This is a genomic window from Aquabacterium sp. J223 (genome assembly GCF_024666615.1).
Classification (GTDB): domain Bacteria; phylum Pseudomonadota; class Gammaproteobacteria; order Burkholderiales; family Burkholderiaceae_C; genus J223.
The window spans coordinates 2,541,721-2,561,965 of the sequence record NZ_CP088297.1 but is presented as its reverse complement, the minus strand read 5'-3'; the positions used below and the strand labels follow the sequence as shown (position 1 = coordinate 2,561,965).

14 protein-coding genes and 1 pseudogene are annotated in these 20,245 nt (G+C 72.1%); 10 read left to right on the top strand and 5 right to left on the bottom strand.

Annotation, left to right across the window (positions count from 1 at the left end; translation table 11 throughout):
- Positions 1 to 46 precede the first annotated feature (46 nt).
- The gene (locus LRS07_RS12300) at positions 47 to 1,444 is read right to left on the bottom strand and encodes a capsule polysaccharide biogenesis protein (RefSeq protein ID WP_260498325.1); all 1,398 of its coding nucleotides are present in this window, start codon (positions 1,442 to 1,444) and stop codon (positions 47 to 49) included.
- Between the two features lie 292 nt (positions 1,445 to 1,736).
- Here LRS07_RS12300 and LRS07_RS12295 point away from each other — a divergent pair, with 292 nt between their 5' ends.
- Positions 1,737 to 1,886 (top strand): hypothetical protein, encoded by a 150-nt coding sequence (locus LRS07_RS12295; protein WP_260498324.1) that lies wholly within the window; start codon positions 1,737 to 1,739, stop codon positions 1,884 to 1,886.
- 70 nt (positions 1,887 to 1,956) lie between these two features.
- On the opposite strand, the gene ettA is transcribed toward LRS07_RS12295, so the two are convergent.
- Positions 1,957 to 3,621 (bottom strand): energy-dependent translational throttle protein EttA, encoded by a 1,665-nt coding sequence (ettA, locus tag LRS07_RS12290; protein ID WP_260498323.1) that lies wholly within the window; start codon positions 3,619 to 3,621, stop codon positions 1,957 to 1,959.
- A gap of 145 nt (positions 3,622 to 3,766) precedes the next feature.
- On the opposite strand from ettA, the gene otsB reads away from it, so the two are divergent.
- Genes otsB through LRS07_RS12275 form a run of 3 tightly spaced genes read left to right on the top strand, consistent with a single transcriptional unit; the run spans position 3,767 to position 7,823 of the window.
- Positions 3,767 to 4,606, top strand: coding sequence for a trehalose-phosphatase (otsB, locus tag LRS07_RS12285; RefSeq protein ID WP_260498322.1), 840 nt, complete (start codon positions 3,767 to 3,769; stop codon positions 4,604 to 4,606).
- Positions 4,597 to 6,444 (top strand): glycoside hydrolase family 15 protein, encoded by a 1,848-nt coding sequence (locus LRS07_RS12280; RefSeq protein WP_260498321.1) that lies wholly within the window; start codon positions 4,597 to 4,599, stop codon positions 6,442 to 6,444. The genes otsB and LRS07_RS12280 overlap by 10 nt, the downstream gene beginning before the upstream one ends.
- A complete protein-coding gene (locus tag LRS07_RS12275) occupies positions 6,444 to 7,823 on the top strand; it encodes an alpha,alpha-trehalose-phosphate synthase (UDP-forming) (RefSeq protein WP_260498320.1) in 1,380 nt (459 codons plus the stop codon). The genes LRS07_RS12280 and LRS07_RS12275 overlap by 1 nt, the downstream gene beginning before the upstream one ends.
- 7 nt (positions 7,824 to 7,830) lie before the next feature.
- On the opposite strand, the gene LRS07_RS12270 is transcribed toward LRS07_RS12275, so the two are convergent.
- Positions 7,831 to 9,417 carry a hypothetical protein gene (locus LRS07_RS12270; protein WP_260498319.1) on the bottom strand — a complete coding sequence of 529 codons (1,587 nt, stop codon included), beginning with the start codon at positions 9,415 to 9,417 and terminating at the stop codon, positions 7,831 to 7,833.
- 396 nt (positions 9,418 to 9,813) lie between these two features.
- On the opposite strand from LRS07_RS12270, the pseudogene LRS07_RS12265 reads away from it, so the two are divergent.
- A pseudogene (locus LRS07_RS12265) lies at positions 9,814 to 11,188 on the top strand (DEAD/DEAH box helicase).
- A 157-nt stretch (positions 11,189 to 11,345) separates the two neighbouring features.
- Complete coding sequence (locus tag LRS07_RS12260) at positions 11,346 to 13,517, top strand: putative bifunctional diguanylate cyclase/phosphodiesterase (protein WP_260498318.1); 2,172 nt, start codon at positions 11,346 to 11,348, stop codon at positions 13,515 to 13,517.
- Between the two features lie 16 nt (positions 13,518 to 13,533).
- On the opposite strand, the gene LRS07_RS12255 is transcribed toward LRS07_RS12260, so the two are convergent.
- Together LRS07_RS12255 and LRS07_RS12250 are read right to left on the bottom strand one after the other, a co-directional pair.
- Positions 13,534 to 14,640 (bottom strand): mechanosensitive ion channel family protein, encoded by a 1,107-nt coding sequence (locus tag LRS07_RS12255; protein WP_409450643.1) that lies wholly within the window; start codon positions 14,638 to 14,640, stop codon positions 13,534 to 13,536.
- Positions 14,641 to 14,706: 66 nt separating this feature from the next.
- Positions 14,707 to 16,296 carry a methyl-accepting chemotaxis protein gene (locus LRS07_RS12250; protein WP_260498316.1) on the bottom strand — a complete coding sequence of 530 codons (1,590 nt, stop codon included), beginning with the start codon at positions 16,294 to 16,296 and terminating at the stop codon, positions 14,707 to 14,709.
- Positions 16,297 to 16,436: 140 nt separating this feature from the next.
- Between LRS07_RS12250 and LRS07_RS12245 the strand changes: the two genes are divergently transcribed.
- The 4 genes from LRS07_RS12245 (at position 16,437) to LRS07_RS12230 (ending at position 20,184) form a co-directional block, all read left to right on the top strand.
- Positions 16,437 to 17,000, top strand: coding sequence for a YaeQ family protein (locus tag LRS07_RS12245; protein ID WP_260498315.1), 564 nt, complete (start codon positions 16,437 to 16,439; stop codon positions 16,998 to 17,000).
- Positions 17,001 to 17,101: 101 nt separating this feature from the next.
- On the top strand, positions 17,102 to 19,231 hold the full coding sequence (locus LRS07_RS12240) for a prolyl oligopeptidase family serine peptidase (RefSeq protein WP_260498314.1): 2,130 nt from the start codon (positions 17,102 to 17,104) through the stop codon (positions 19,229 to 19,231).
- Positions 19,228 to 19,506 (top strand): GNAT family N-acetyltransferase, encoded by a 279-nt coding sequence (locus LRS07_RS12235; protein WP_260498313.1) that lies wholly within the window; start codon positions 19,228 to 19,230, stop codon positions 19,504 to 19,506. Before LRS07_RS12240 ends, LRS07_RS12235 begins: the two co-directional genes overlap by 4 nt.
- A gap of 102 nt (positions 19,507 to 19,608) precedes the next feature.
- Positions 19,609 to 20,184 carry a DUF924 family protein gene (locus LRS07_RS12230; RefSeq protein ID WP_260498312.1) on the top strand — a complete coding sequence of 192 codons (576 nt, stop codon included), beginning with the start codon at positions 19,609 to 19,611 and terminating at the stop codon, positions 20,182 to 20,184.
- Positions 20,185 to 20,245 lie beyond the last annotated feature (61 nt).

The following is a 20,245-nucleotide window of genomic DNA, read 5'->3' as shown; positions in this document are numbered from 1 at the left end:
TGCACTTCCCAGGGAGACCGACGTGCGCTGCCCGCCATGCCCGTCCTCAGGTCGCCAGCGCCACGGCCAGCACGCCGGAGGCCAGTGCACAGCAGGTGAAAGCGAAGACGAAGCTGCGCTGCAGCGCCGAGCGCAGGCCGAAGCGTGGCGCACGCACACGGGGCTCGTTCACCGCCGGCGGGCCGCCGAGCAGGTCGAACACCGGCGCGTCGCCATGGAAGCTGGCATTGAGCTGGCATTCGGAGACGACCAGGTTGCGGTAGCGGGCGAACAGCAGCGGATCGACCTCGCCGGGCTCGCGCCAGAAGGCGTGCAACGCGCCGCGACGCACCAGGCCGTCGACGGTGTAGAACGACTCGCCGAGGGTGAGCACCGGGCAGCCGTGGTGCAGGGCCTGCAGCGCCGAGGTGCTGTTGATGGTCACCATGCCGCGGGCGCGCTGCAGCAGGGTGGGCAGGTGGCCGTCGTGCAGGTAGACCACCCGGTCGCCGACGCCGCATTCGGTGGCCAGCCGGGCGAGCAGCCGCCGATAGTCCCGGTGCGACAGGTCCATCGGGTGGTGCTTGAAGACGAGCAGCGACCCGGGCGGCGCGTGGTCGGCGAAGGAGTCGATGACGTTGCCGACGAAGACCTCGATGGAGCCGAAGTCGGAGTGCACGACCTGGCTGTCGTTGTGCACCTGCAGCGGCACCAGGAACCAGTTGCCGCGCGACGCCTCGCCGTACAGCCGCTGCCGCAGCCCACGTTCGGTCAACCGGTAGCGCAGCTTGCGCAGGCCGCCGCGGGTCCATCGCAGGGCCTCCGCCACGCCCAGCTCGCGGTGGTGGCGGTAGTGCGGGTAGCGACCGCGGGCGGCGGCCGTGGCCACCGCATAGCGCACCGCATGCCACGCCGCCCGGCGAAAGCGCGAGCGGGTGTCCGCCGGCCGCGGCGGCTTGGGCGGTCGGGCCTGGCGCAGCGCCGCCAGGTCGCGCGGCAGCCGGCTGCGCGCGTTGACGCCGCCCTGCTCCAGCGTGACGTAGTGCGGCCGGAAGTAGCCCTCCTCCAGCACGAACACCTCGACGCCGAGCGATTCGGCGACGCCGCACGCCGCCTGGTGCAGCGGACGCATCTGGCCGAACAGGACGATCGCCGACTGGCCCTCGGTGCACAGCAGCCGCCGCAACCAGGCCTCCCACTCCGTCGCGCTGCCATCGAACGCCAGCGCACGGCCGGCGGAGAAGAACGTTTCGTCACCGCCATTGAAATGCACCTTCGTGACCGTCGTGCCGCGGCGCTGCAGCACGCCGGCCAGGCGGTCGAAGAAGGGCCCCATCGGTCCTTGCAGCAGCAGCACGTTCCGGTGCTGCAGCAGCAGGTTCAGTGAACGAGGCAATGCGGCCGTCGCCGCTGTCGGCACGGTGGCCAGTTCGGCATGCACCAGGGTGCGCCGTGGTTCGCCCATTTCGCGGGCACGCTGCCCGACAACACCGTCCCTCACGGATCCCCTCCCAAGGATTTTGTGAGTTACAGCATGTTTTTTGCCAGCCGCGGCGCTGCCCCTTCAGTTGGGGGAAGTCAAGCGGGAGTCATCCGAATGGCGGATGGCCGACTGGGGTGGTGCCCGCGGCCCCTGGAACGCCCGGCGCGGCAGGCGGGCGGTTGGCGTGACCTTCTACCGGGCAGCGGGTAAGTCCGGTCCACCGGCCGGCCGATAAGGACGTTCTACGGCCATCGTGCCGACTGCCAGGATTGCCATGCCCGCCGCCCGCCACCCCGCCCCCGTCCCCGCCACCCCGGCCCTTCCGCAGAAGGCGTCGCCCGCCGAGGTGCTGCCCGAGCCCATCCGCCAGCGGCTGGAGCGCCAGGGCCTGCTGCCGGCCGTCCCCCAGCCCGACGGCCGCTGACCGACCGCCACACGAAAAAGGCGGCCCGCAGGCCGCCTCGGATGTCGACGCACCGCCCGCCGGGCGGCGGTCACTTCAGCGCCTTGTAGCGCACCCGCTTCGGACGTGCGCCCTCTTCGCCCAGACGCTTCTTCTTGTCGGCCTCGTACTCCTGGTAGTTGCCGTCGTAGAAGAACCACTGGCTGTCCCCCTCGGCGGCCAGGATGTGGGTGCAGATGCGGTCGAGGAACCAGCGGTCGTGGCTGATCACCATCGCCGTGCCGGCGAACTCCAGCAGCGCTTCTTCCAGCGCGCGCAGGGTCTCGACGTCCAGGTCGTTCGACGGTTCGTCCAGCATCAGCACGTTGCCGCCCTGGGCCAGGGTCTTGGCCAGGTGCAGCCGGCCGCGTTCACCGCCTGAGAGGTTCTTCACCAGCTTCTGCTGGTCGTTGCCCTTGAAGTTGAAGCGGCCGATGTAGGCCCGGCTGGGCATGACGAACTTGCCGACGACGATGTTGTCCAGGCCGCCGGAGACGTCCTCCCACACCGTCTTCTCGCCGTCCAGGCTCTCCCGGCTCTGGTCGACGAAGGCCATCTTCACCGTCTTGCCGATGACCACCTCGCCGGCGTCCGGCGTCTCCTTGCCCTGGATCATGCGGAAGAGCGTGGACTTGCCCGCGCCGTTGGGACCGATGATGCCGACGATGGCGCCGGCCGGCACCTTGAAGCTCAGGTTGTCGATCAGCACCCGGTCGCCGAAGCTCTTGCTCACGCCCTTGAACTCGATGACCTCGTGGCCCAGCCGCTCGGCCACCGGGATGAAGATCTCGTTGGTCTCGTTGCGCTTCTGGTACTCGACGTCGGACAGCTCCTCGAAGCGCGCCAGTCGGGCCTTGCTCTTGGCCTGGCGGCCCTTCGGGTTCTTGCGCACCCACTCCAGTTCGCGCTTCATGGCGCGGGTGCGGGCGTCCTCGGTGCGCTGCTCCTGCTCCAGCCGCTTTTCCTTCTGGTCGAGCCAGGTGGTGTAGTTGCCCTGGTAGGGCAGGCCGCGGCCGCGGTCCAGTTCGAGGATCCACTCGGCCGCGTTGTCGAGGAAGTAGCGGTCGTGGGTGATGGCCACCACGGTGCCGGGGAAGCGCTTCAGGAACTGCTCCAGCCATTCCACCGATTCGGCGTCCAGGTGGTTGGTCGGCTCGTCGAGCAGCAGCATGTCCGGCTTGCTCAGCAGCAGCTGGCACAGCGCCACGCGCCGCTTCTCGCCGCCGGACAGCACGCCGATGTTGGCGTCCCAGGGCGGCAGGCGCAGCGCGTCGGCGGCGATCTCCAGCTGCAGGTCGGTGTTCTCGCTGCCCGCCGCGGCGATGATGGCCTCCAGCTCGGCCTGCTCGGCGGCCAGCTTGTCGAAGTCGGCATCGGGCTCGGCGTAGGCCGCGTAGACCTCGTCCAGCCGCTGCTTGGCGGCCATCACGCCGCCCAGGCCGGCCTCGACGCTCTCGCGCACGGACTTCTCGGGGTCGAGCTGCGGCTCCTGCGGCAGGTAGCCGATCTTCAGGCCGGGCATGGGCTGGGCTTCGCCCTCGATCTCCTTGTCGAGGCCGGCCATGATCTTGAGCAGCGTCGACTTGCCGGAGCCGTTGAGCCCCAGAACGCCGATCTTGGCGCCGGGGAAGAAGGACAGGCTGACGTCCTTCAGGATCTGCCGCTTCGGCGGCACGATCTTGCCGACGCGGTTCATGGTGAAGACGTATTGCGCCATGGTGGGGTGCTTCCGTGGTCTTGTGCAGGCGAAGCCGCTATTGTCGCCGCTGGCGCCTGCCGCCCGTCGGACGGCCTGCTCCCACAGCACCGCTTCCGCTTTCCTGACAGACGGGTGCGGCGCCGCCGGCATAGGCTTGGCGCCCGTGAACATCACCACCTTCGACAGCACCCTGCCCTTGTCCGACGACGCCGTGCCGCCCGACCGCCCGCCGGCGCCGGGCCTGCGCCCGCCCCGGCCGGCCGTGCTGCAGCGGCAGGAGGCGCTGTTCCTCGACTTCGACGGCACGCTGGCCGAGCTGGCGCCGCGACCCGAGCAGGTGCGCGTGCCGCCCGCCCTGCTGGCACTGCTGGCCGGCCTCCAGGAGGCACTTGGCGGCGCGCTGGCGGTGGTGTCCGGCCGCCCCATCGAGCAGCTCGACGCCCTGCTGGCGCCGCTGTCGCTGCCGTCGGCCGGCGTGCACGGGGCCGAGCGGCGCGACGCGGCCGGCCGGCGCCACGACGCCCCGCCCGCCGAGCCGCGGCTGCTGGACGACCTGATGGCCGCGGGCGAGTGCTTCGCCCGCAGCCACCCCGGCGTCTGGCTGGAGCGCAAGTCCGGGGCCTTCGCCCTGCACTGGCGCCAGGCGCCCGAGCACGGTCCGGCCTGCGTGTTCTGGATGGAGCAGGCGCTGGCCGGCGTGCAGTCGCTGCAGCCGCTGGCCGGCAAGGCGGTGGTCGAGGCCAAGCCGGCCGGCCGCGACAAGGGCCGTGCGCTGCAGGCCTTCCTGACCGAGGCGCCCTTCGCCGGCCGGCGGCCGGTCTTCGTCGGCGACGACGTGACCGACGAGGCCGGCGTCGTCGCCGCCCAGGCGGTGGGCGGTCGGGGCCTCAAGGTCGGCCCGGGCCCGAGCAGCGCGCGCGAACGGCTGGCCGATCCGGCCGCGGTGCACGACTGGCTGGCCGCGTCCTGGGGTGCGCTGTCCGGTCAGCGCCCATGGAGCTGAACCGGGCGGCGCCCCCAGCCGCGCACGGCAGCCGCTTCCACCCCGGTCCGCCGGCGGGCCCTGCCTCGCTGGACCTGGCCGTGATCGGCAACTGCAGCTACTCCGCCCTGGTCGACCGGCGGGGCCGCATCGTCTGGTGCTGCCTGCCGCGTTTCGACGGCGACCCGGTGTTCGACGCGCTGCTCGACGACGGCCCCGACGGCAGCCAGTGGACCATCGAGCTGGAGGACTTCGACCACAGCGAGCAGGCCTACGACGTGAACACCGCCATCGTGCGCACCCGGCTGCACGACCGGCACGGCCAGTCGCTGGAGATCGTCGACTTCGCGCCGCGCTTCCGGCAGTACGAGCGCATGTTCCGGCCGCAGACGCTGGTGCGCCGGCTGCGGCCCCTGCGCGGCACGCCGAGGATCCGGGTCCGGCTGGAACCCCGCTTCGACTGGGGACGCCTGGCGCCCACCATCACCCGCGGCAGCCACCACGCCCGCTACGTCGGCCCGACCACCACCCTGCGGCTGACCACCAACGCGCCGCTGGACCATGTGCTGCAGCAGCAGCCCTTCGTGCTGCAGGGGCCGATGGATTTCCTGCTCGGGCCGGACGAGACGCTGCCGGGCGCGGTGACACCCACCGCCGACCAGTTCGAGCGCGACACCGCCGGCTGGTGGCGCGCCTGGACGCGCGCGCTGGCGGTGCCGCTGGAATGGCAGGAGGCGGTGATCCGCGCCGCCATCACGCTGAAACTGTCGCTGTACGAGGACACCGGCGCCATCGTCGCCGCCATGACCACCAGCATCCCGGAGGCGCCCGGCAGCGGCCGCACCTGGGACTACCGCTACTGCTGGCTGCGCGACGCCTTCTTCACCGTGCGGGCGCTCAACAGCCTGGCCGAGGTGGCGACCATGGAGGACCACCTGCGCTGGCTGATCAACGTGGTGGCCAGCGAGCGCGACGGCCACATCCAGCCGCTGTACGGCGTCGGCCTCGAGGAGCGGCTGGACGAGCGCCTGGCCGAGCACCTGCCCGGTTACCGCGGCGACGGGCCGGTGCGCATCGGCAACCAGGCCTACGAGCACTTCCAGCACGACGTCTACGGCAACATCGTGCTCGGTGCGGCGCAGGCCTTCCACGACACCCGCCTGCTGCGCCCGGCCGGCCTGGCCGAGTTCGAGCGGCTGGAGACGGTGGGCCGCCAGGCGCTGAAGGTCTGCGAGCAGCCCGACGCCGGCATGTGGGAGCTGCGCACCCGCGCCCGGGTGCACACCACCTCGGCGTTGATGAGCTGGGCGGCCTTCGATCGGCTGGCCAAGATCGCCCGCCGCCTGGCGCTGCCCGACCGCGAGCGCCACTGGCGCGAGAACGCCGACCGGCTGCGGGCCAGCATCCTCGAGCGGTCGTGGTGCGAGCAGCGCCGGGTCTTCGCCGAGAGCTACGGTGGCCGCGACCTCGACGCCGGCGTGCTGCTGATGGCCGAGGTCGGCTTCCTGCCGGTGGACGACCCGCGCTTCGTCTCCACCGTGGCGGCGCTGGAGCAGCACCTGTGCGACGGCCCCTACATGAAGCGCTACGAGGCGCCGGACGACTTCGGCCGGCCGACCACCGCCTTCAACATCTGCAGCTTCTGGCGGCTGGAGACGCTGTGGCGGCTGGGCCGGCAGGACGAGGCGCGCGAGATCTTCGAGGCGCTGCTGGCCACCCGCAACCACGTCGGCCTGCTCAGCGAGGACACCGACCCCAGGACCGGCGAGCTGTGGGGCAACTTCCCGCAGACCTACTCGATGGTCGGGCTGATCAACGGCGCGGTGCGGTTGTCCGCGCGCTGGGAGAGCGTGATCTGATGGGCCGGCTCGTCGTCGTCTCCAATCGGCTCGCCGACCCACGCAAGGCCGCGGCCGGCGGCCTGGCCGTGGCGCTGGGCGAGAGCCTGCAGCGCACCGGCGGCCTGTGGTTCGGCTGGAGCGGCCACATCGCCGAGCCGGGCGAAGCGCTCACCGACGAACCGGAGGTCACCCGCTGGGGCAAGGTCAGCCTGGCCGGCCTGGCCCTCAGCCGCGAGGACCACGACGGCTACTACCTCGGCTACGCCAACAAGGTGCTGTGGCCGGTCTTCCACTACCGGCTCGACCTGGCCGACTTCGAGTCCGGCTTCCTCGACCGCTACAAGGCCGTCAACCAGCGCTTCGCCCGGGCGCTGAAGCCGCTGCTGAAGGACGACGACGTCCTCTGGATCCACGACTACCACCTGATCCCGCTGGGCGCCGAGCTGCGCGCGCTGGGCTGCAAGCAGCGCATCGGCTTCTTCCTGCACATCCCGCTGCCGCCGCCGCAGCTGCTGTCCGCCATGCCCGGCGCCGACTGGCTGCTGCGCATGCTGTTCGCGTACGACCTCGTCGGCTTCCAGGCGCAGGCCGACGTGCAGCACTTCGCCCGCTTCGGCCAGGCCGAGGGCGACGTGGTGCCGCTGCCGGGCGACCGCTACTCGGGCTTCGGCCGGGTGCTCAAGGCGCAGGCCTTCCCCATCGGCATGGACGTCGACGAGTTCCGCCGCCTCGGCGAGCAGCGCGAGGCGGTGGAGACCTTCGAGCAGATGCGCGACCAGTACTCGCACCGGCGGGTGCTCATCGGCGCCGACCGGCTGGACTACTCCAAGGGCCTGCCGCAGCGGTTCCGCGCCTTCAAGCGGCTGCTCGACGAGTACGAGGACACGCGTTCGTCGGCCACGCTGATCCAGATCGCCGCGCCGTCGCGCGAGGAGGTCGACGCCTACGCCGACATCCGCCGCGAGCTGGAGGGCCTGACCGGCGCCATCAACGGCCAGTACGGCACGCTGGACTGGGTGCCCATCCGCTATATCCACCGCGCGCTGGCGCGCAAGCGCATGCCGGGCCTGTGCCGCGCGGCCAAGGTCGCGCTGGTCACGCCGCTGCGCGACGGCATGAACCTGGTGGCCAAGGAGTTCGTCGCCGCCCAGGACCCCGAGGACCCGGGCGTGCTGGTGCTGTCTCGCTTCGCCGGCGCGGCCGAGCAGATGAAGCAGGCCATCTTGGTCAACCCGCACGACACGCAGGGCACCGCGGCGGCCATTCACCGCGCCCTGCAGATGCCGCTGGAAGAGCGCCGGCAGCGCCATGCGGCGCTGCTGGCGGGCATCACCGAGTTCGACATCCACTGGTGGCGGCGCAGCTACCTGGCGGCGCTGGAGGAAGCCGCGCCCTGAGCCGGCCTCACTTGCCGTCGCGCTCCTGGATCGCGCGCATCAGCAGCTTGGTCTGCTTGGCCCCGCGCTCGAGGTGCTCGTGGATGGCCAGCTCGGCCTCGCGCACCGCCTGCGGCACCAGCTTGCGCGCCAGTTCGTCGTGGTCGTCGCGGAAGGCGGCGGCCAGCTGTTCCTCGTCGGCCGGCAGCTCGCGGGCGATGGCGTTGACCAGCGCGCCCAGCACCGCACGCCGCATCTCGGCGACCGGCAGCAGCGAGGCGTCGGCGCGGCGCTGCCGCTCCTCGGCCGGCGGCACCAGCGAGCGCAGCGCCAGCGACAGGCTGGCCGGCGCCTGGGCCGCCTGCAGCAGGTCGTCGACCACCTCGCCGACCGCGCCGGCACCCCAGTGGCGGGCCAGCGCGTCCTCGGCCACGCGGCCGATCTGCTGCAGCGGGTCCCACGGGCAGGGATGCGGAATCGGCTCGCGCAGCGCCTCCAGCATCTCGAGGTCGAACCGCGCCAGCGCCGCCTGCAGGAAGGGCCAGCAGTTGCGCCGGTTGCGCGGTGCCAGCCAGCGGACGGTGTTGAGGAAGTAGCGCTGGATCTTCTGGTACTCCGGTGTCGGGTTGCCGTTGAAGTACAGCCCCTGGCGCGGGTTGTTCAGCGTGTCGGGCGTGGCGCCGGCGCCGTTCAGGTTGACGTTGACGAAATGGTGCCAGGTGGCGTCGCAGACGATGCGGCCGACGCGCGCCGCGTCGCCGTCGTAGGCCGAGATGGCGCCGAAGCTGTGCGGCCGCACCGGCGGCTTCAGCGTGTCGGTGATGAAGCGGCCGGCCGACATGGTCACGCCCACGACCACCGCCGGGATGCGCGCGCCGCCGCCCACCGGCGCCGGCCATTCCTCCACGCCGGCGAAGTTGCCGGCCACCGGCGTCGGCGCGAAGCATTCGCTCTCGTGCGGATGGTCGGGCAGCGCGTCCACCGCCCCCGACGGATGGCGCAGCACCGGATGGGGGCTCCAGCTCGTCGCGGCGTTGTCGGGACCGCCGTTGGAGAAGTACACCGGGTACAGCGGCTGCGCGATCGGGTCGGCCTGGTCGCTGAACTGCTTGATGGCGTCGGCACCGGCGTTGATCACGGTGTCGTGGCGCTCCGGGTTGACCATGGGCACCGACGACCAGTTGCGCATCGAGCGCACCCGCGGCAGCTGCGTGCCCATGCCCGAGCCGATGCTCTCGTGGTCGCCGGTGGCGAACACGCCGCCGCCGTTCTGCATGAACTGCGCAAGCGCCTGCTGCTCCTGCGCATTGATGTTGGCGCCGCTGAAGCCGAACAGCCACACCTGGTCGTAGTTGGCGGTGGTCACCGGCGTGGCGGCGGTGGCGAAGTTGAACGCCCCGGCGATGGACGCCCCGCCGCCGCCGCTGCGGTGCGCCGTGCTCACGGTGTGGCCACCGCCCTGCACGATGGACACGAACTCGGACAGGCCGAAGCCGCCGTTGCCGAAGTTGAGCGCGGCGTCGGTCACCATCAGGACGCGCTGCGGGCAGGGGTAACGCAGGATGAGTTCGGCGAAGGGGTTGCCCTTGAAGCGCGCAATGTCGAGTGCCAGCATGGCTGTCTCCCGGTTGAACGATGGGGTCGCCATTGAGCTCGTTCGCAACCCCGGCGCGAGCCCCTAACAGGGGCGGTGCGCTCCCCTAGCCCGGGACTTCAAAACGTAACCCGCGGCAGCCTCCCGCCGCCCCTGAAACGCGAAGAAGCGGGGCCTCGCCCTGCCTTCACCGGGTCTTCGGCGACGGGGCGTCGGCGAGCGGCCGGCTACAATCCCGCCATCAGCGCACTTCCCAGTCTTTTCGCGCTGCCGTCACCCCGACGACCGGTCTTCAGAGCCTTCACGGCTGCTCGACGAAGCCGGCTTTCCTCCCCGGTCCTGCGACTGGCGCCCTGTCGAAGATTCGACACGTGGCGGCCGGACCCTGGCGTCTTCAAGACGAGACCGCGACAACTCATGTCCTTTGATTCCCTCGGCCTGGCCGAGCCCCTCCTGCGTGCCGTTCAAGAGCAGGGCTACGACACCCCCCACCCCGATCCAGCTGCAGGCGATTCCCGCCGTGCTCAAGGGCGGCGACCTGCTCGCCGGCGCCCAGACCGGCACCGGCAAGACCGCCGGCTTCACCCTGCCCATGCTGCAGCGCCTGTCGGCCGAGCCGCCGCTGCGCGACGCGCGCGGCCGTGTCTGCATCCGCGCCCTCATCCTCACCCCGACGCGCGAACTCGCGGCGCAGGTGGAGGAGAGCGTGCGCACCTACGGCAAGTACCTCAAGCTGACCAGCATGGTGATGTTCGGCGGCGTCGGCATGCAGCCGCAGATCGACCGTCTGCGCCAGGGCGTGGACATCCTCGTCGCCACCCCCGGCCGCCTGCTGGACCACCTGGGCCAGGGCACGCTGGACCTCAAGCACGTGCAGATCTTCGTGCTCGACGAGGCCGACCGCATGCTCGACATGGGCTTCATCCACGACATCAAGAAGGTGCTGGCGGTGCTGCCGCAGAAGAAGCAGAGCCTGCTCTTCTCGGCCACCTTCAGCGACGAGATCAAGGGCCTGGCCGACCGGCTGCTCAACGCGCCGGCGCTGATCGAGGTGGCGCGCCGCAACGCCACCGCCGAGCTCATCGACCAGAAGATCCACCCGGTGAGCCGCGACCGCAAGAAGGAGCTGCTGGCGCACCTCATCCGCCAGGGCGACTGGCACCAGGTGCTGGTCTTCACCCGCATGAAGCACGGCGCCAACCGGCTGGCCGACTACCTGAACGAGAGCGGCATCACCGCCATGGCCATCCATGGCAACAAGAGCCAGGGCGCGCGCACCAAGGCGCTGTCCGAGTTCAAGGGCGGCAGCCTGCAGGTGCTGGTGGCCACCGACATCGCCGCCCGCGGCATCGACATCGACCAGCTGCCGCACGTCGTCAACTTCGAGCTGCCCAACGTGCCGGAGGACTACGTCCACCGCATCGGCCGCACCGGCCGCGCCGGCGCGGAGGGCCAGGCCATCTCGCTGGTCTGCGTCGACGAGCTCGGTTTCCTGCAGGACATCGAGCGGCTGATCAAGCGCAGCATCCCGCGCGCGGTCATCCCCGGCTTCGAGCCGGACCCGAGCGAGAAGCCCGAACCGATCGTGCTCGGCCGTCGCATGACCATCGGCGTCGGCGCCCCGTCGCGCGGCGGTCGGCCGGGCGGTGGCGGCGGCGGCGCGCCGCGGCAGGGTCGTGGCGGCGGTGGCGGCGGTGGTGGCGGTGGTGGCGGCGGACGCAACGGTGGTGGCGGCGGCGGCGGCCAGGGCCGCGGCGCCCCGGGCGGCCGCTCCTCCGGTCCCCGACGCTGACCTCGGCCCGCGTCCGGACGACAACACCAGGCGCCCTGCGGGGCGCCTTTTTCTTGGTCGGGCCGACGCGGCGTCATGCCGTGCACTCAAGCGGGCGCGGACACGGCCGATAACAGGACGTCGCGGCCACCCGGGCTGCCGTCTTCCTGCCATGCCGATGCTGCAGCCCCTCTACGACCCGTCCGTGGTCGTCCTGTCCGTCCTCATCGCGTCCTTCGCGTCCTACGTCGCGCTGGACCTCGCCCGTCGCATGCGGGCGGAGGACCGCAGCATGGCCCGGGCGTGGACGGTCGGCGGCGCGGTGGTCATGGGCACCGGCATCTGGTCGATGCACTTCGTCGGCATGCTGGCCATGTCGCTGCCCATCACCCTGGGCTACGACGCGCTGATGACGGCGGTGTCCTGGGGCGCGGCGGTGGCGGTGTCGGCGCTGGCGCTGCGCATCGCCGCGGCACCCCGCCTGACGGTGAAGAACCTGCTCGGCGGCTCGCTGTGCATGGCCGCCGGCATCTGCACCATGCACTACCTCGGCATGGCCGCGCTGCGCATGGCGCCGGGCATCGTCTGGGATGCACGCTGGGTCGCGGGGTCGGCGCTCATCGCCTGGGTGGCCTCCGGGGCCGCGCTGCTCATCTTCTTCGCCATGCGGCGCCTGAAGGGCCAACGCGCGCGCGTGGCGCAGTTCGCGGCCTCGCTGGTGATGGGCCTGGCCATCAGCGGCATGCACTACACCGGCATGGCGGCCGCCGGCTTCGCCGACGGCGCCGTGTGCCTCAGCGCCGACGGCCTGGGCGGCCAGAGCCTGGGCACCATGGTGGTCATCGGCTCGCTGCTGCTGCTGTCGGTGACGCTGTTCACGTCGGTGCTCGACGCCCGACTGCAGGCGCGCGCCACGCAGCTGGCCGCGTCGCTGCAGCAGGCCAACGACCGGCTGCGCGGCGCCAACGAAGAGCTGCAGCGCCGCGCCTACGCCGACCCGCTGACCGGGGTGGCCAACCGGGTGGTGTTCGACGACCGGCTGGCGCAGGCGGTGGCCCGCATCGAGCGGCTGAACCAGGTGCCCGGCCAGCGCGCCGCGGCGCGGCTGGCGGTGCTGTTCATCGACCTCGACGGCTTCAAGCCGGTCAACGACAGCTACGGCCATGCGGCCGGCGACACCCTGCTGCGCCGGGTGGCCGAGCGGCTGCAGGCCAACGTGCGGGCCACCGACACGGTGGCCCGGGTCGGTGGCGACGAGTTCGTGCTGCTGCTCGACGGCGTGGCCGACATCACCGAGGCGGTCGCCACCGCCGGCCGCATGCTCGACGCGCTGAACCAGTCCTTCGACCTCGGCGAGCGCACCGTCTCGCTGTCGTGCTCGCTGGGCGTGGTGGTCTACCCGGACCACGGCCACGCCGACAAGCTGGTCGGGCACGCCGACGCCGCCATGTACGCCGCCAAGCGCGCCGGCGGCGGCACCTACGCCGTCTTCGAGGCGCACATGCACCAGGCCGCGCAGGAGAGCCAGCTGGCGCTGCAGCAGGCGCTGCGACAGGCGCTGCAGCTGGGCCAGCTGCACCTGCACTACCAGCCGAAGATCGACACCAGCAGCGGCAAGCTGCGCGCGGTGGAGGCGCTGCTGCGCTGGCGCCATCCCGTGCTGGGCGCGGTCAGCCCCGGCGTGTTCATCCCGGTGGCCGAGCGCTTCGGCCTCATCGTGCCGATCGGCAACTGGGTCATCGACGAGGCCTGCCGGCAGATCGCCGCCTGGGCCGAGCAGGGCCTGCGCATGCGGGTGTCGGTCAACCTGTCGGGCTACCAGCTGCGCCAGCCGGAGGTGGTCGACCGCATCCGCGCCGCGCTGGACCGGCACGGCGTCGCCCCGGCCCAGCTGGTCTGCGAGATCACCGAATCGGTGGCGATGGAGAACACCGAGGCGACCCGGTCGGTGCTCGAGCGGCTGACCGCGATCGGCGTCAAGCTGTCCATCGACGACTTCGGCACCGGCTACTCCAGCCTCGCCTCGCTGCGGCAGTGGCGGGTGCACGAGCTGAAGATCGACCGCAGCTTCGTCAAGGACGTGGCCACCGACCCGGACGCCCGCGCGGTGGTCGACGCGGTCGTCCGCCTGGCCCATGCCATGGACCTGAAGGTGGTGGCCGAGGGCGTGGAGACGAAGGAGCAGCGGGCCGCACTGGTGGACCTGGGTTGCGACGAACTGCAGGGCTTCTACTTCGCGCGGCCGATGTCGGCCGAGGACATCCAGCATGCGGAGCTGGTCAACGACGACGGCGGTGCGGTGGCGTTCTCGCCGTCGGTGCTGTTCGAGGAGGAGGCGGAGGCGCGCTGACGGCCGGCGCGCGCGGTCAGTGCGCGCGCGAGACCGGCGGCCGCTGCGCCACCATCGTCGCCTCCTCGGGCCGGCTGACGATGACCGTGCGGGTGGGGAACGCGAACTCGACGCCCAGCGCGGCCAGTTCGCGCATCAGGGCCAGGTTGATGGCCTGCTGCTCGTCCATGTAGACGTTGTAGTCGGCGTCGAGCACGACGTAGACCACCTCGAAGTCGAGCGAGCTTTCGCCGAAGCCCTTGAAGTGCGCGCGGTCGAAGCGCAGCGTCTCGCGCCCGCGAACGATGCGCGCCACCACCGCGGGCACCTGCTCCACCTGCTCCGGCGTGGCGTCGTAGGTGATGCCGAAGCCGAACTGGATGCGCCGCTGCTGCAGGCGCTTGTAGTTGTGCACCGTCTGCTTGAGCAGGTCGGTGTTGGCCACCACCACCTGCTCGCCGCTCAGCGCCTTGATGCGGGTGGTCTTCAGGCCGACCTGCTCCACCGTGCCCGACACGTCGCCGAAGACGATGAAGTCGCCCACTTCGAAGGGCTTGTCCACCGCGATCGACAGCGAGGCGAACAGGTCGCCCAGCACGTTCTGCACCGCCAGCGCCACCGCGATGCCGCCCACGCCCAGGCTGGCGACGAAGGCGGTGATGTCGATGCCCAGGTTGGACAGGATGGCCAGCAGCGCCACCGACCACAGCACGGTGTGCGCCGCCCACGACGCCAGCGTGGCCGAGGCGCTGTGCTGCAGCACGCCGGCCGGGTCGTGCTGGCGCAGGTAGCGTCCCAGCGCCAGCCGCACCGCGCGGCTGCCCCAGATGCCGAACTGCAGCGCCAGGGCGATGAACCAGAGGTGGCCGATGCGCGTGCGCCAGACCTCGGGCAGGTCGAGCGCGTTGAGCCCGACCAGCAACGCGGCGAAGGCGATCAGCCAGCGCCGGGTGCCGCGCAGCACCTCGACCAGGCCGTCGTCGACGGCGGTGCGGCTGTGCGCCGCCAGCCGGCCCAGGCGCCTGAGCGTGAAGCGCAGCGCCAGCCAGACGACGGTGTAGGTGACCACCGCCAACGCCAGGGCGAGTCCCCAGCGGGCGATGTCGTGGTCGAGGATGAGGGCGGCCAGGCCGCCGAGGGTCAGTTCGTGGAGGTTCACGCCCGCTGCGTTGGCAGGCAATGTTCCTCCCGGCCGCCCGGGAATGCCGGCCTAGGCCGCGGACAGCCGCAGCGGCGCGCCGACGGCCACCGGCGCCGGCGTGGGCGCCGGCGCGGTGCCGGGCGCCGCCTCGGTGCCGTCGCCGCGGTTGACGCTGGTCAGCACGGCGTACTGGCCGCCGCCCGCGGGCAGCACGTAGCCGATCTTGTCGACGATCAGCTTCGTCACCGGGTGCATCGCGCGGAACTCCACCCAGTCGCCGCCGGACGCCGCGGCCTGCCAGACACGGCGGCACAGCTCGTCGACGTCGGTGCCGGGCGCGGCGACCGCCGGCTTGCCGGCCTTGTCGGGGGCGAGGCCGAAGGCGGCGAAGTGATTGCGCCGGTCCACCACCAGCACGAACAGGTCGCGGTCGAAGAAGCCGCCCTGGCGGTCGTGGAAGCGCTGCCGCGCGGCCGGCAGGCCGGCCTCGTCGATCAGCCGGACGGCGCGTTCGACCATGGAGCGCGCCTCGCCGGCGCAGCCCTGCCGCAGGCGGAAGTCGCTCACCGCCGCGCTCAGCACCATGGCCTGCTGGTGCAGCCGCTCGGCGCCGTGCACCGACCGGTCGACCATCTGGGCGTTGCGCTGGGTGATGTCGTCCAGGCTGGCGATGGCCGCGGCGATCTCGCGCAGGCTGGTGCTCTGCGCGCTGTTGGAACCGGCGATGTCGCGCACCTGGCCGGCCAGCTCGCGCATGCCCTGCACCGCGCGGCCGAGCGAGCCGCTGGCCTGGCGGATCGACGCCACGCCGTGCTGCACCTCGTCGCCCGAGGCCTGGATCAGCTTCTTGACCTCCGCGGCCGCCTGCGCGCTGCGTTGCGCCAGGCTGCGCACTTCGCCGGCCACCACCGCGAAACCGCGGCCCTGCTCACCGGCCCGTGCGGCCTCCACCGCGGCGTTGAGCGCCAGGATGTTGGTCTGGAAGGCGATGCCGTCGATCACCGAGATGATCTCGCCCATCTGGCGCGAGCGCTGCTCGATGCGCAGGATGGCGTCGACCGACTGCTCGACCACCGACAGGCCCTGCTCGGCCTCGCCGCGCACCTGGGCCGCCAGGCCGTCGGCGGCTTGCGCCTGCTCGGCGTTGCGCTGCACGCTGGACGTCAGCTCGGTCAGCGTGGCGTTGGTCTGCTCCAGGCTGCTGGCCTGCGACTCGGTGCGGTCGGACAGCTCGCGCGCCGAGCGGCCCAGGCGCTCGCCGCCCATCGCCACCATCTGCGCCTCGCTGCGCGTGCGCGCCACCATCTTCGAGAGCAGGCGGCTCATCGCCTCGACCTGCCGGCCGATGGCGGCCAGTTCGTCGTCGCCCGCCACGCTCAGCGTCTGCGTCAGGTCGCCCTTCTCGATCGCGGCCAGCATGGACCGCAGCTGCGCCATCGACTGCGACAGCGTCCAGGCGAGGCTGAGCGCCCACCAGGCGAAGAGCGCCCAGCACACCAGCGCGGCCGTGCGCCAGGTGCCGCCGTGGCCGGCGTCGAGCAGCGAGCAGGTGATGCCGATGAGCGCCACCGCGCCGCACAGGCCCAGCTTGGCGTGCAGGCGCAGCCGCCGCATCAGTCCGGGGCCTAGCGCCGCCGGTTGCATCCAACGGTATGTCATCTCGTGTCTCCTTGCTGCGCCGGCGCTTCACGGCCGGTGTCGACCCTTTTTCGGCCGGTCCGCGGGATGACTTGAGGGTGGAGGGGTGCGGCCGGCTTCTGGCACAGTGCCCGGCTTCGTCCCGCACCGCCCCCGTCACCATGGCCCTCAAGGCGACCATCTACAAAGCCCAGCTGCAGCTGGCCGACATGGACCGTGGCGTCTACGCCGACCATTCGCTGACGCTGGCGCGCCACCCGTCGGAGAACGACGAGCGGCTGATGCTGCGGCTGCTGGCCTTCGCCCTGCGCGTGCCCGCCGACGACCACCACGGCATGCTGGAGTTCACCAGGGGCCTGGACGAGCCCGACGAGCCGCCGCTGTGGCAGAAGGACCTGACCGGCGCCCTGGTGCAGTGGATCGACCTCGGCCAGCCGGACGAGCGGCGGCTGATCCGCGCCGCCGGCCGGGCCGAGCAGGTGGTGGTCTACGCCTCGGGCAGCAGCGTGCCGATCTGGTGGCAGCCGCTGGAGCAGCGCGTGGCGCGGGCCGCCAACCTCGAGGTCTGGCAGGTGCCCGCCGACCAGACCCAGGCGCTCGCCGCGCTGGCCGACCGCGGCATGCGGCTGGCCATCAATGTGCAGGACGGCACCGCCTGGGTGTCGCAGGGCGAGCGCAGCGTGGAGGTGACGCCCGTCCGGCTCAAGGCCGCGGGGCGACGTTGACCCCGCTTGCGCGGCGGCGCGGCCTGCTGGGCGCGGGCCTTGCCGCCTGGGGCTCGTCGTGGCCCCTGCTGTCCATGCTCCCTGCCCCTTCATCGATCGCCATGACCCCCAACGCCACTTCCGACGCCGATCCCCTGCTCTGGCTGGAGGACGTGGAGGGCGAACGCGCCCTGGCCTGGGTGCACGCCCGCAACGCCGAGTCGCGCCGGGTGCTCGAAGCCGAACCCGGCTTCGCCGACACCCGCGAGGCGCTGCGCCGCATCCTCGACTCCAAGGACCGCATCCCCGCCGTCACCCGCCGCGGCGACTGGTTCTACAACCTCTGGCAGGACGAAGCCCGGCCGCGCGGGCTGTGGCGCCGCACCACGCTGGCCGAGTACCGCAAGCCCGAGCCGGCCTGGGAACCGGTGCTGGACCTGGACGCGCTGGCACAGGCCGAAGGCGAGAACTGGGTCTGGCACGGCGCCGACGCCTTCGGCCCGGCCTACCGGCGGGCGCTGGTGTCGCTGTCGCGCGGCGGCGCCGACGCCACCGTCGTGCGCGAGTTCGACCTGGTCGACAAGCGCTTCGTGCCGGCCGCCGAGGGCGGTTTCGTGCTGCCCGAGGCCAAGTCGTCGGTGGACTGGGCCGACGCGGACACCGTCTACGTCGGCAGCGACTTCGGCCCCGGCGCGCTCACCGACAGCGGCTACCCGCGGGTGATCAAGCGCTGGCGCCGCGGCCAGCCGCTGGCCGAGGCGGTGACGGTGTTCGAGGGCGAGGCCGCCGACGTGTCGGCCTGGGTGTCGGTGGACCGGACACCGGGCTTCGAGCGCACGCTCTTCGGCCGCTCGCTGGACTTCTACACCACCCGGCACTGGCTGCTGCAGGCCGACGGCACCCTGGCCGAGGTGGACAAGCCGGCCGACGCCTCGCTGTGGTTCTGGCAGCGCTGGCTGCTGCTGGAATTGCGCAGCGACTGGACGCTGCCCTCACCGGACGGCGCCGCCGGCGGTGGCGAGCGCTTCGTGCGCGGCAGCCTGCTGGTCGCCGATGCCGAGGCCTACCTGCGTGGCGAGCGCCGGCTGACCGCGCTTTTCACGCCCACGCCCACGCGCTCGCTGGCCGGCACCACCACCACCCGCAGCCGGCTGCTGGTCGACGTGCTGGACAACGTGGCCAGCCGGCTGGAGGCCTGGCGGCACGACCCGGCGTCCGGCTGGCAGCGGCGCGAGGTGCCGGCGCCCTTCCCCGGCGCACTGGGCGTGGCCGGGCTGCACGATCCGCTGTTGCCGGACGATCCGCTGGCGGAGGCCTACCTCGTGAGCTACACCGACTTCCTGACGCCGGACACGTTGTCGCTGGCGCACACCGGCGCGGGCGGCGCCTCGGAGGACCGGGGGCCCGACCGCATGGAGCCGCTGAAGGCCCGGCCGGCCTTCTTCGACACCGCCGGCATGAAGGTCGAGCAGGCCTTCGCCACCAGCGCCGACGGCACCCGGGTGCCCTACTTCGTCGTCTGGCCCAAGGGCGCGACCGCCGACGGCACCAACCCCACGCTGCTCTACGGCTACGGCGGCTTCGAGGTGTCGCTGCAGCCCTGGTACTCGGCCGGCTTCGGCAGCGCCTGGTACTCCAAGGGCGGCGTGCTCGTCGTCGCCAACCTCCGCGGCGGCGGCGAGTACGGCCCGGCCTGGCACCAGGCCGCGGTGAAGGAGCACAAGGCGCGCAGCCACGACGACTTCATCGCGGTGGCCGAAGACCTGGTGCGCCGCCGCATCACCAGCCCGCGCCACCTCGGCATCCAGGGCGGCAGCAACGGCGGGCTGCTGGTGGGCAGCGTCTTCGTGCGGCGGCCGGACCTGTTCGGCGCGGTGGTCTGCCAGGTGCCGCTGCTGGACATGCGGCGTTATCACAAGCTGCTGGCCGGCGCCTCGTGGATGGCCGAGTACGGCGACCCGGACGACCCGGCGCAATGGGCCCACATCGCCCGCTACAGCCCCTACCAGAACGTCAAGCCCGGCGTGGCCTATCCCGAGGCGTTGTTCACCACCTCCACCCGCGACGACCGGGTGCACCCGGGCCATGCCCGCAAGATGGTCGAACGCCTGCGGCAACTGGGCCAGCCGGTGCTGTACTACGAGAACACCGAGGGCGGCCACGGCGGCGCCGCCGACAACCGCCAGCGCGCAGACCTGATGGCGCTCGAATTTGCCTACCTGTGGCGACGACTGGGAAGGACCCCCCGATGACTGGAACCCCCGTGCGGCACAACGCCGGCGCCTCGCGCTTCGAGGCCGAGGTCGATGGCGAACTGAGCATCGCCGAGTACCGGCTCGACGGCGACGTGATGTCGCTCACCCACACCGTGGTGCCGGAGGCGCAGGAAGGCCACGGCATCGCCTCCGCGCTGGCGCAGGCGGCGTTCGCCCATGCCCAGGCCGAAGGGCTGAAGGTGCGGCCGCTGTGCGCCTTCATGGCCGCCTATGTGCAGCGGCACCCCGAGCTGAAGGCGCAGCTCGCATGAAGCGGACGGGTTCAGCGCACCGGGCCGAGCGCCGGGCCGCTCCCAAGCCGGCCCGCATCCCCTGGGGGATCGGCCGACGTACCCGTCGGACGAGGGGCAGACATGACGCCGGACGAGGTCTTGGACTTCTGGTTCGGACCCGCCCACAGCGCCGCGTCCTTCGAAGCCAATCCGGCCTGGTTCCGCAAGGACCCGGCCTTCGACGCCGAGATCGCCCGGCGCTTCGGCGCGACGATCGAGCAGGCGCTGGCCGGCGGCCTGGCCGACTGGCAGCTGCACCCGGCGGCCGCGCTGGCGCGCATCCTGGTGCTCGACCAGTTCACCCGCAACGCCTTCCGCGACACGCCCCGCGCCTTCGCCGGCGACGCGCTGGCGCTGGCCGCCGCGCGGCAGTTGGTGGCCGCGGGCGACGACCGCCGCCTGCCGCCGCTGCGCCGGGTCTTCGCCTACCTGCCCTTCGAGCACGCCGAGGACCGGGCGATGCAGGCCGAGGCCCTGCGCCTGTACGGCGACCTGGCGGAGGAGGTGCCGGCACTGGCCGGTTACCTCGACTGGGCCCGCAAGCACGCCGAGGTGGTCGAGCGCTTCGGTCGCTTCCCCCATCGCAACGAGGTGCTCGGCCGACCGAGCAGCACGGAGGAGGAGGCCTTCCTGCGCCAGCCGGGGTCGCGGTTTTGACTTCCCATTGAGAACTATTCTCAATAAGATCGACGCCTCGTTCCCCTCCAACCCGGCACGC

Bases quoted from the DNA above. Each gene is read 5' to 3' on its own strand.
- LRS07_RS12300 (WP_260498325.1), bottom strand. From the start codon at position 1,444: ATGGGCGAACCACGGCGCACCCTGGTGCATGCCGAACTGGCCACCGTG.
- LRS07_RS12295 (WP_260498324.1), top strand. From the start codon at position 1,737: ATGCCCGCCGCCCGCCACCCCGCCCCCGTCCCCGCCACCCCGGCCCTT.
- ettA (WP_260498323.1), bottom strand. From the start codon at position 3,621: ATGGCGCAATACGTCTTCACCATGAACCGCGTCGGCAAGATCGTGCCG.
- LRS07_RS12280 (WP_260498321.1), top strand. From the start codon at position 4,597: ATGGAGCTGAACCGGGCGGCGCCCCCAGCCGCGCACGGCAGCCGCTTC.
- LRS07_RS12275 (WP_260498320.1), top strand. From the start codon at position 6,444: ATGGGCCGGCTCGTCGTCGTCTCCAATCGGCTCGCCGACCCACGCAAG.
- LRS07_RS12270 (WP_260498319.1), bottom strand. From the start codon at position 9,417: ATGCTGGCACTCGACATTGCGCGCTTCAAGGGCAACCCCTTCGCCGAA.
- LRS07_RS12260 (WP_260498318.1), top strand. From the start codon at position 11,346: ATGCTGCAGCCCCTCTACGACCCGTCCGTGGTCGTCCTGTCCGTCCTC.
- LRS07_RS12250 (WP_260498316.1), bottom strand. From the start codon at position 16,296: ATGACATACCGTTGGATGCAACCGGCGGCGCTAGGCCCCGGACTGATG.
- LRS07_RS12245 (WP_260498315.1), top strand. From the start codon at position 16,437: ATGGCCCTCAAGGCGACCATCTACAAAGCCCAGCTGCAGCTGGCCGAC.
- LRS07_RS12240 (WP_260498314.1), top strand. From the start codon at position 17,102: ATGACCCCCAACGCCACTTCCGACGCCGATCCCCTGCTCTGGCTGGAG.
- LRS07_RS12235 (WP_260498313.1), top strand. From the start codon at position 19,228: ATGACTGGAACCCCCGTGCGGCACAACGCCGGCGCCTCGCGCTTCGAG.
- LRS07_RS12230 (WP_260498312.1), top strand. From the start codon at position 19,609: ATGACGCCGGACGAGGTCTTGGACTTCTGGTTCGGACCCGCCCACAGC.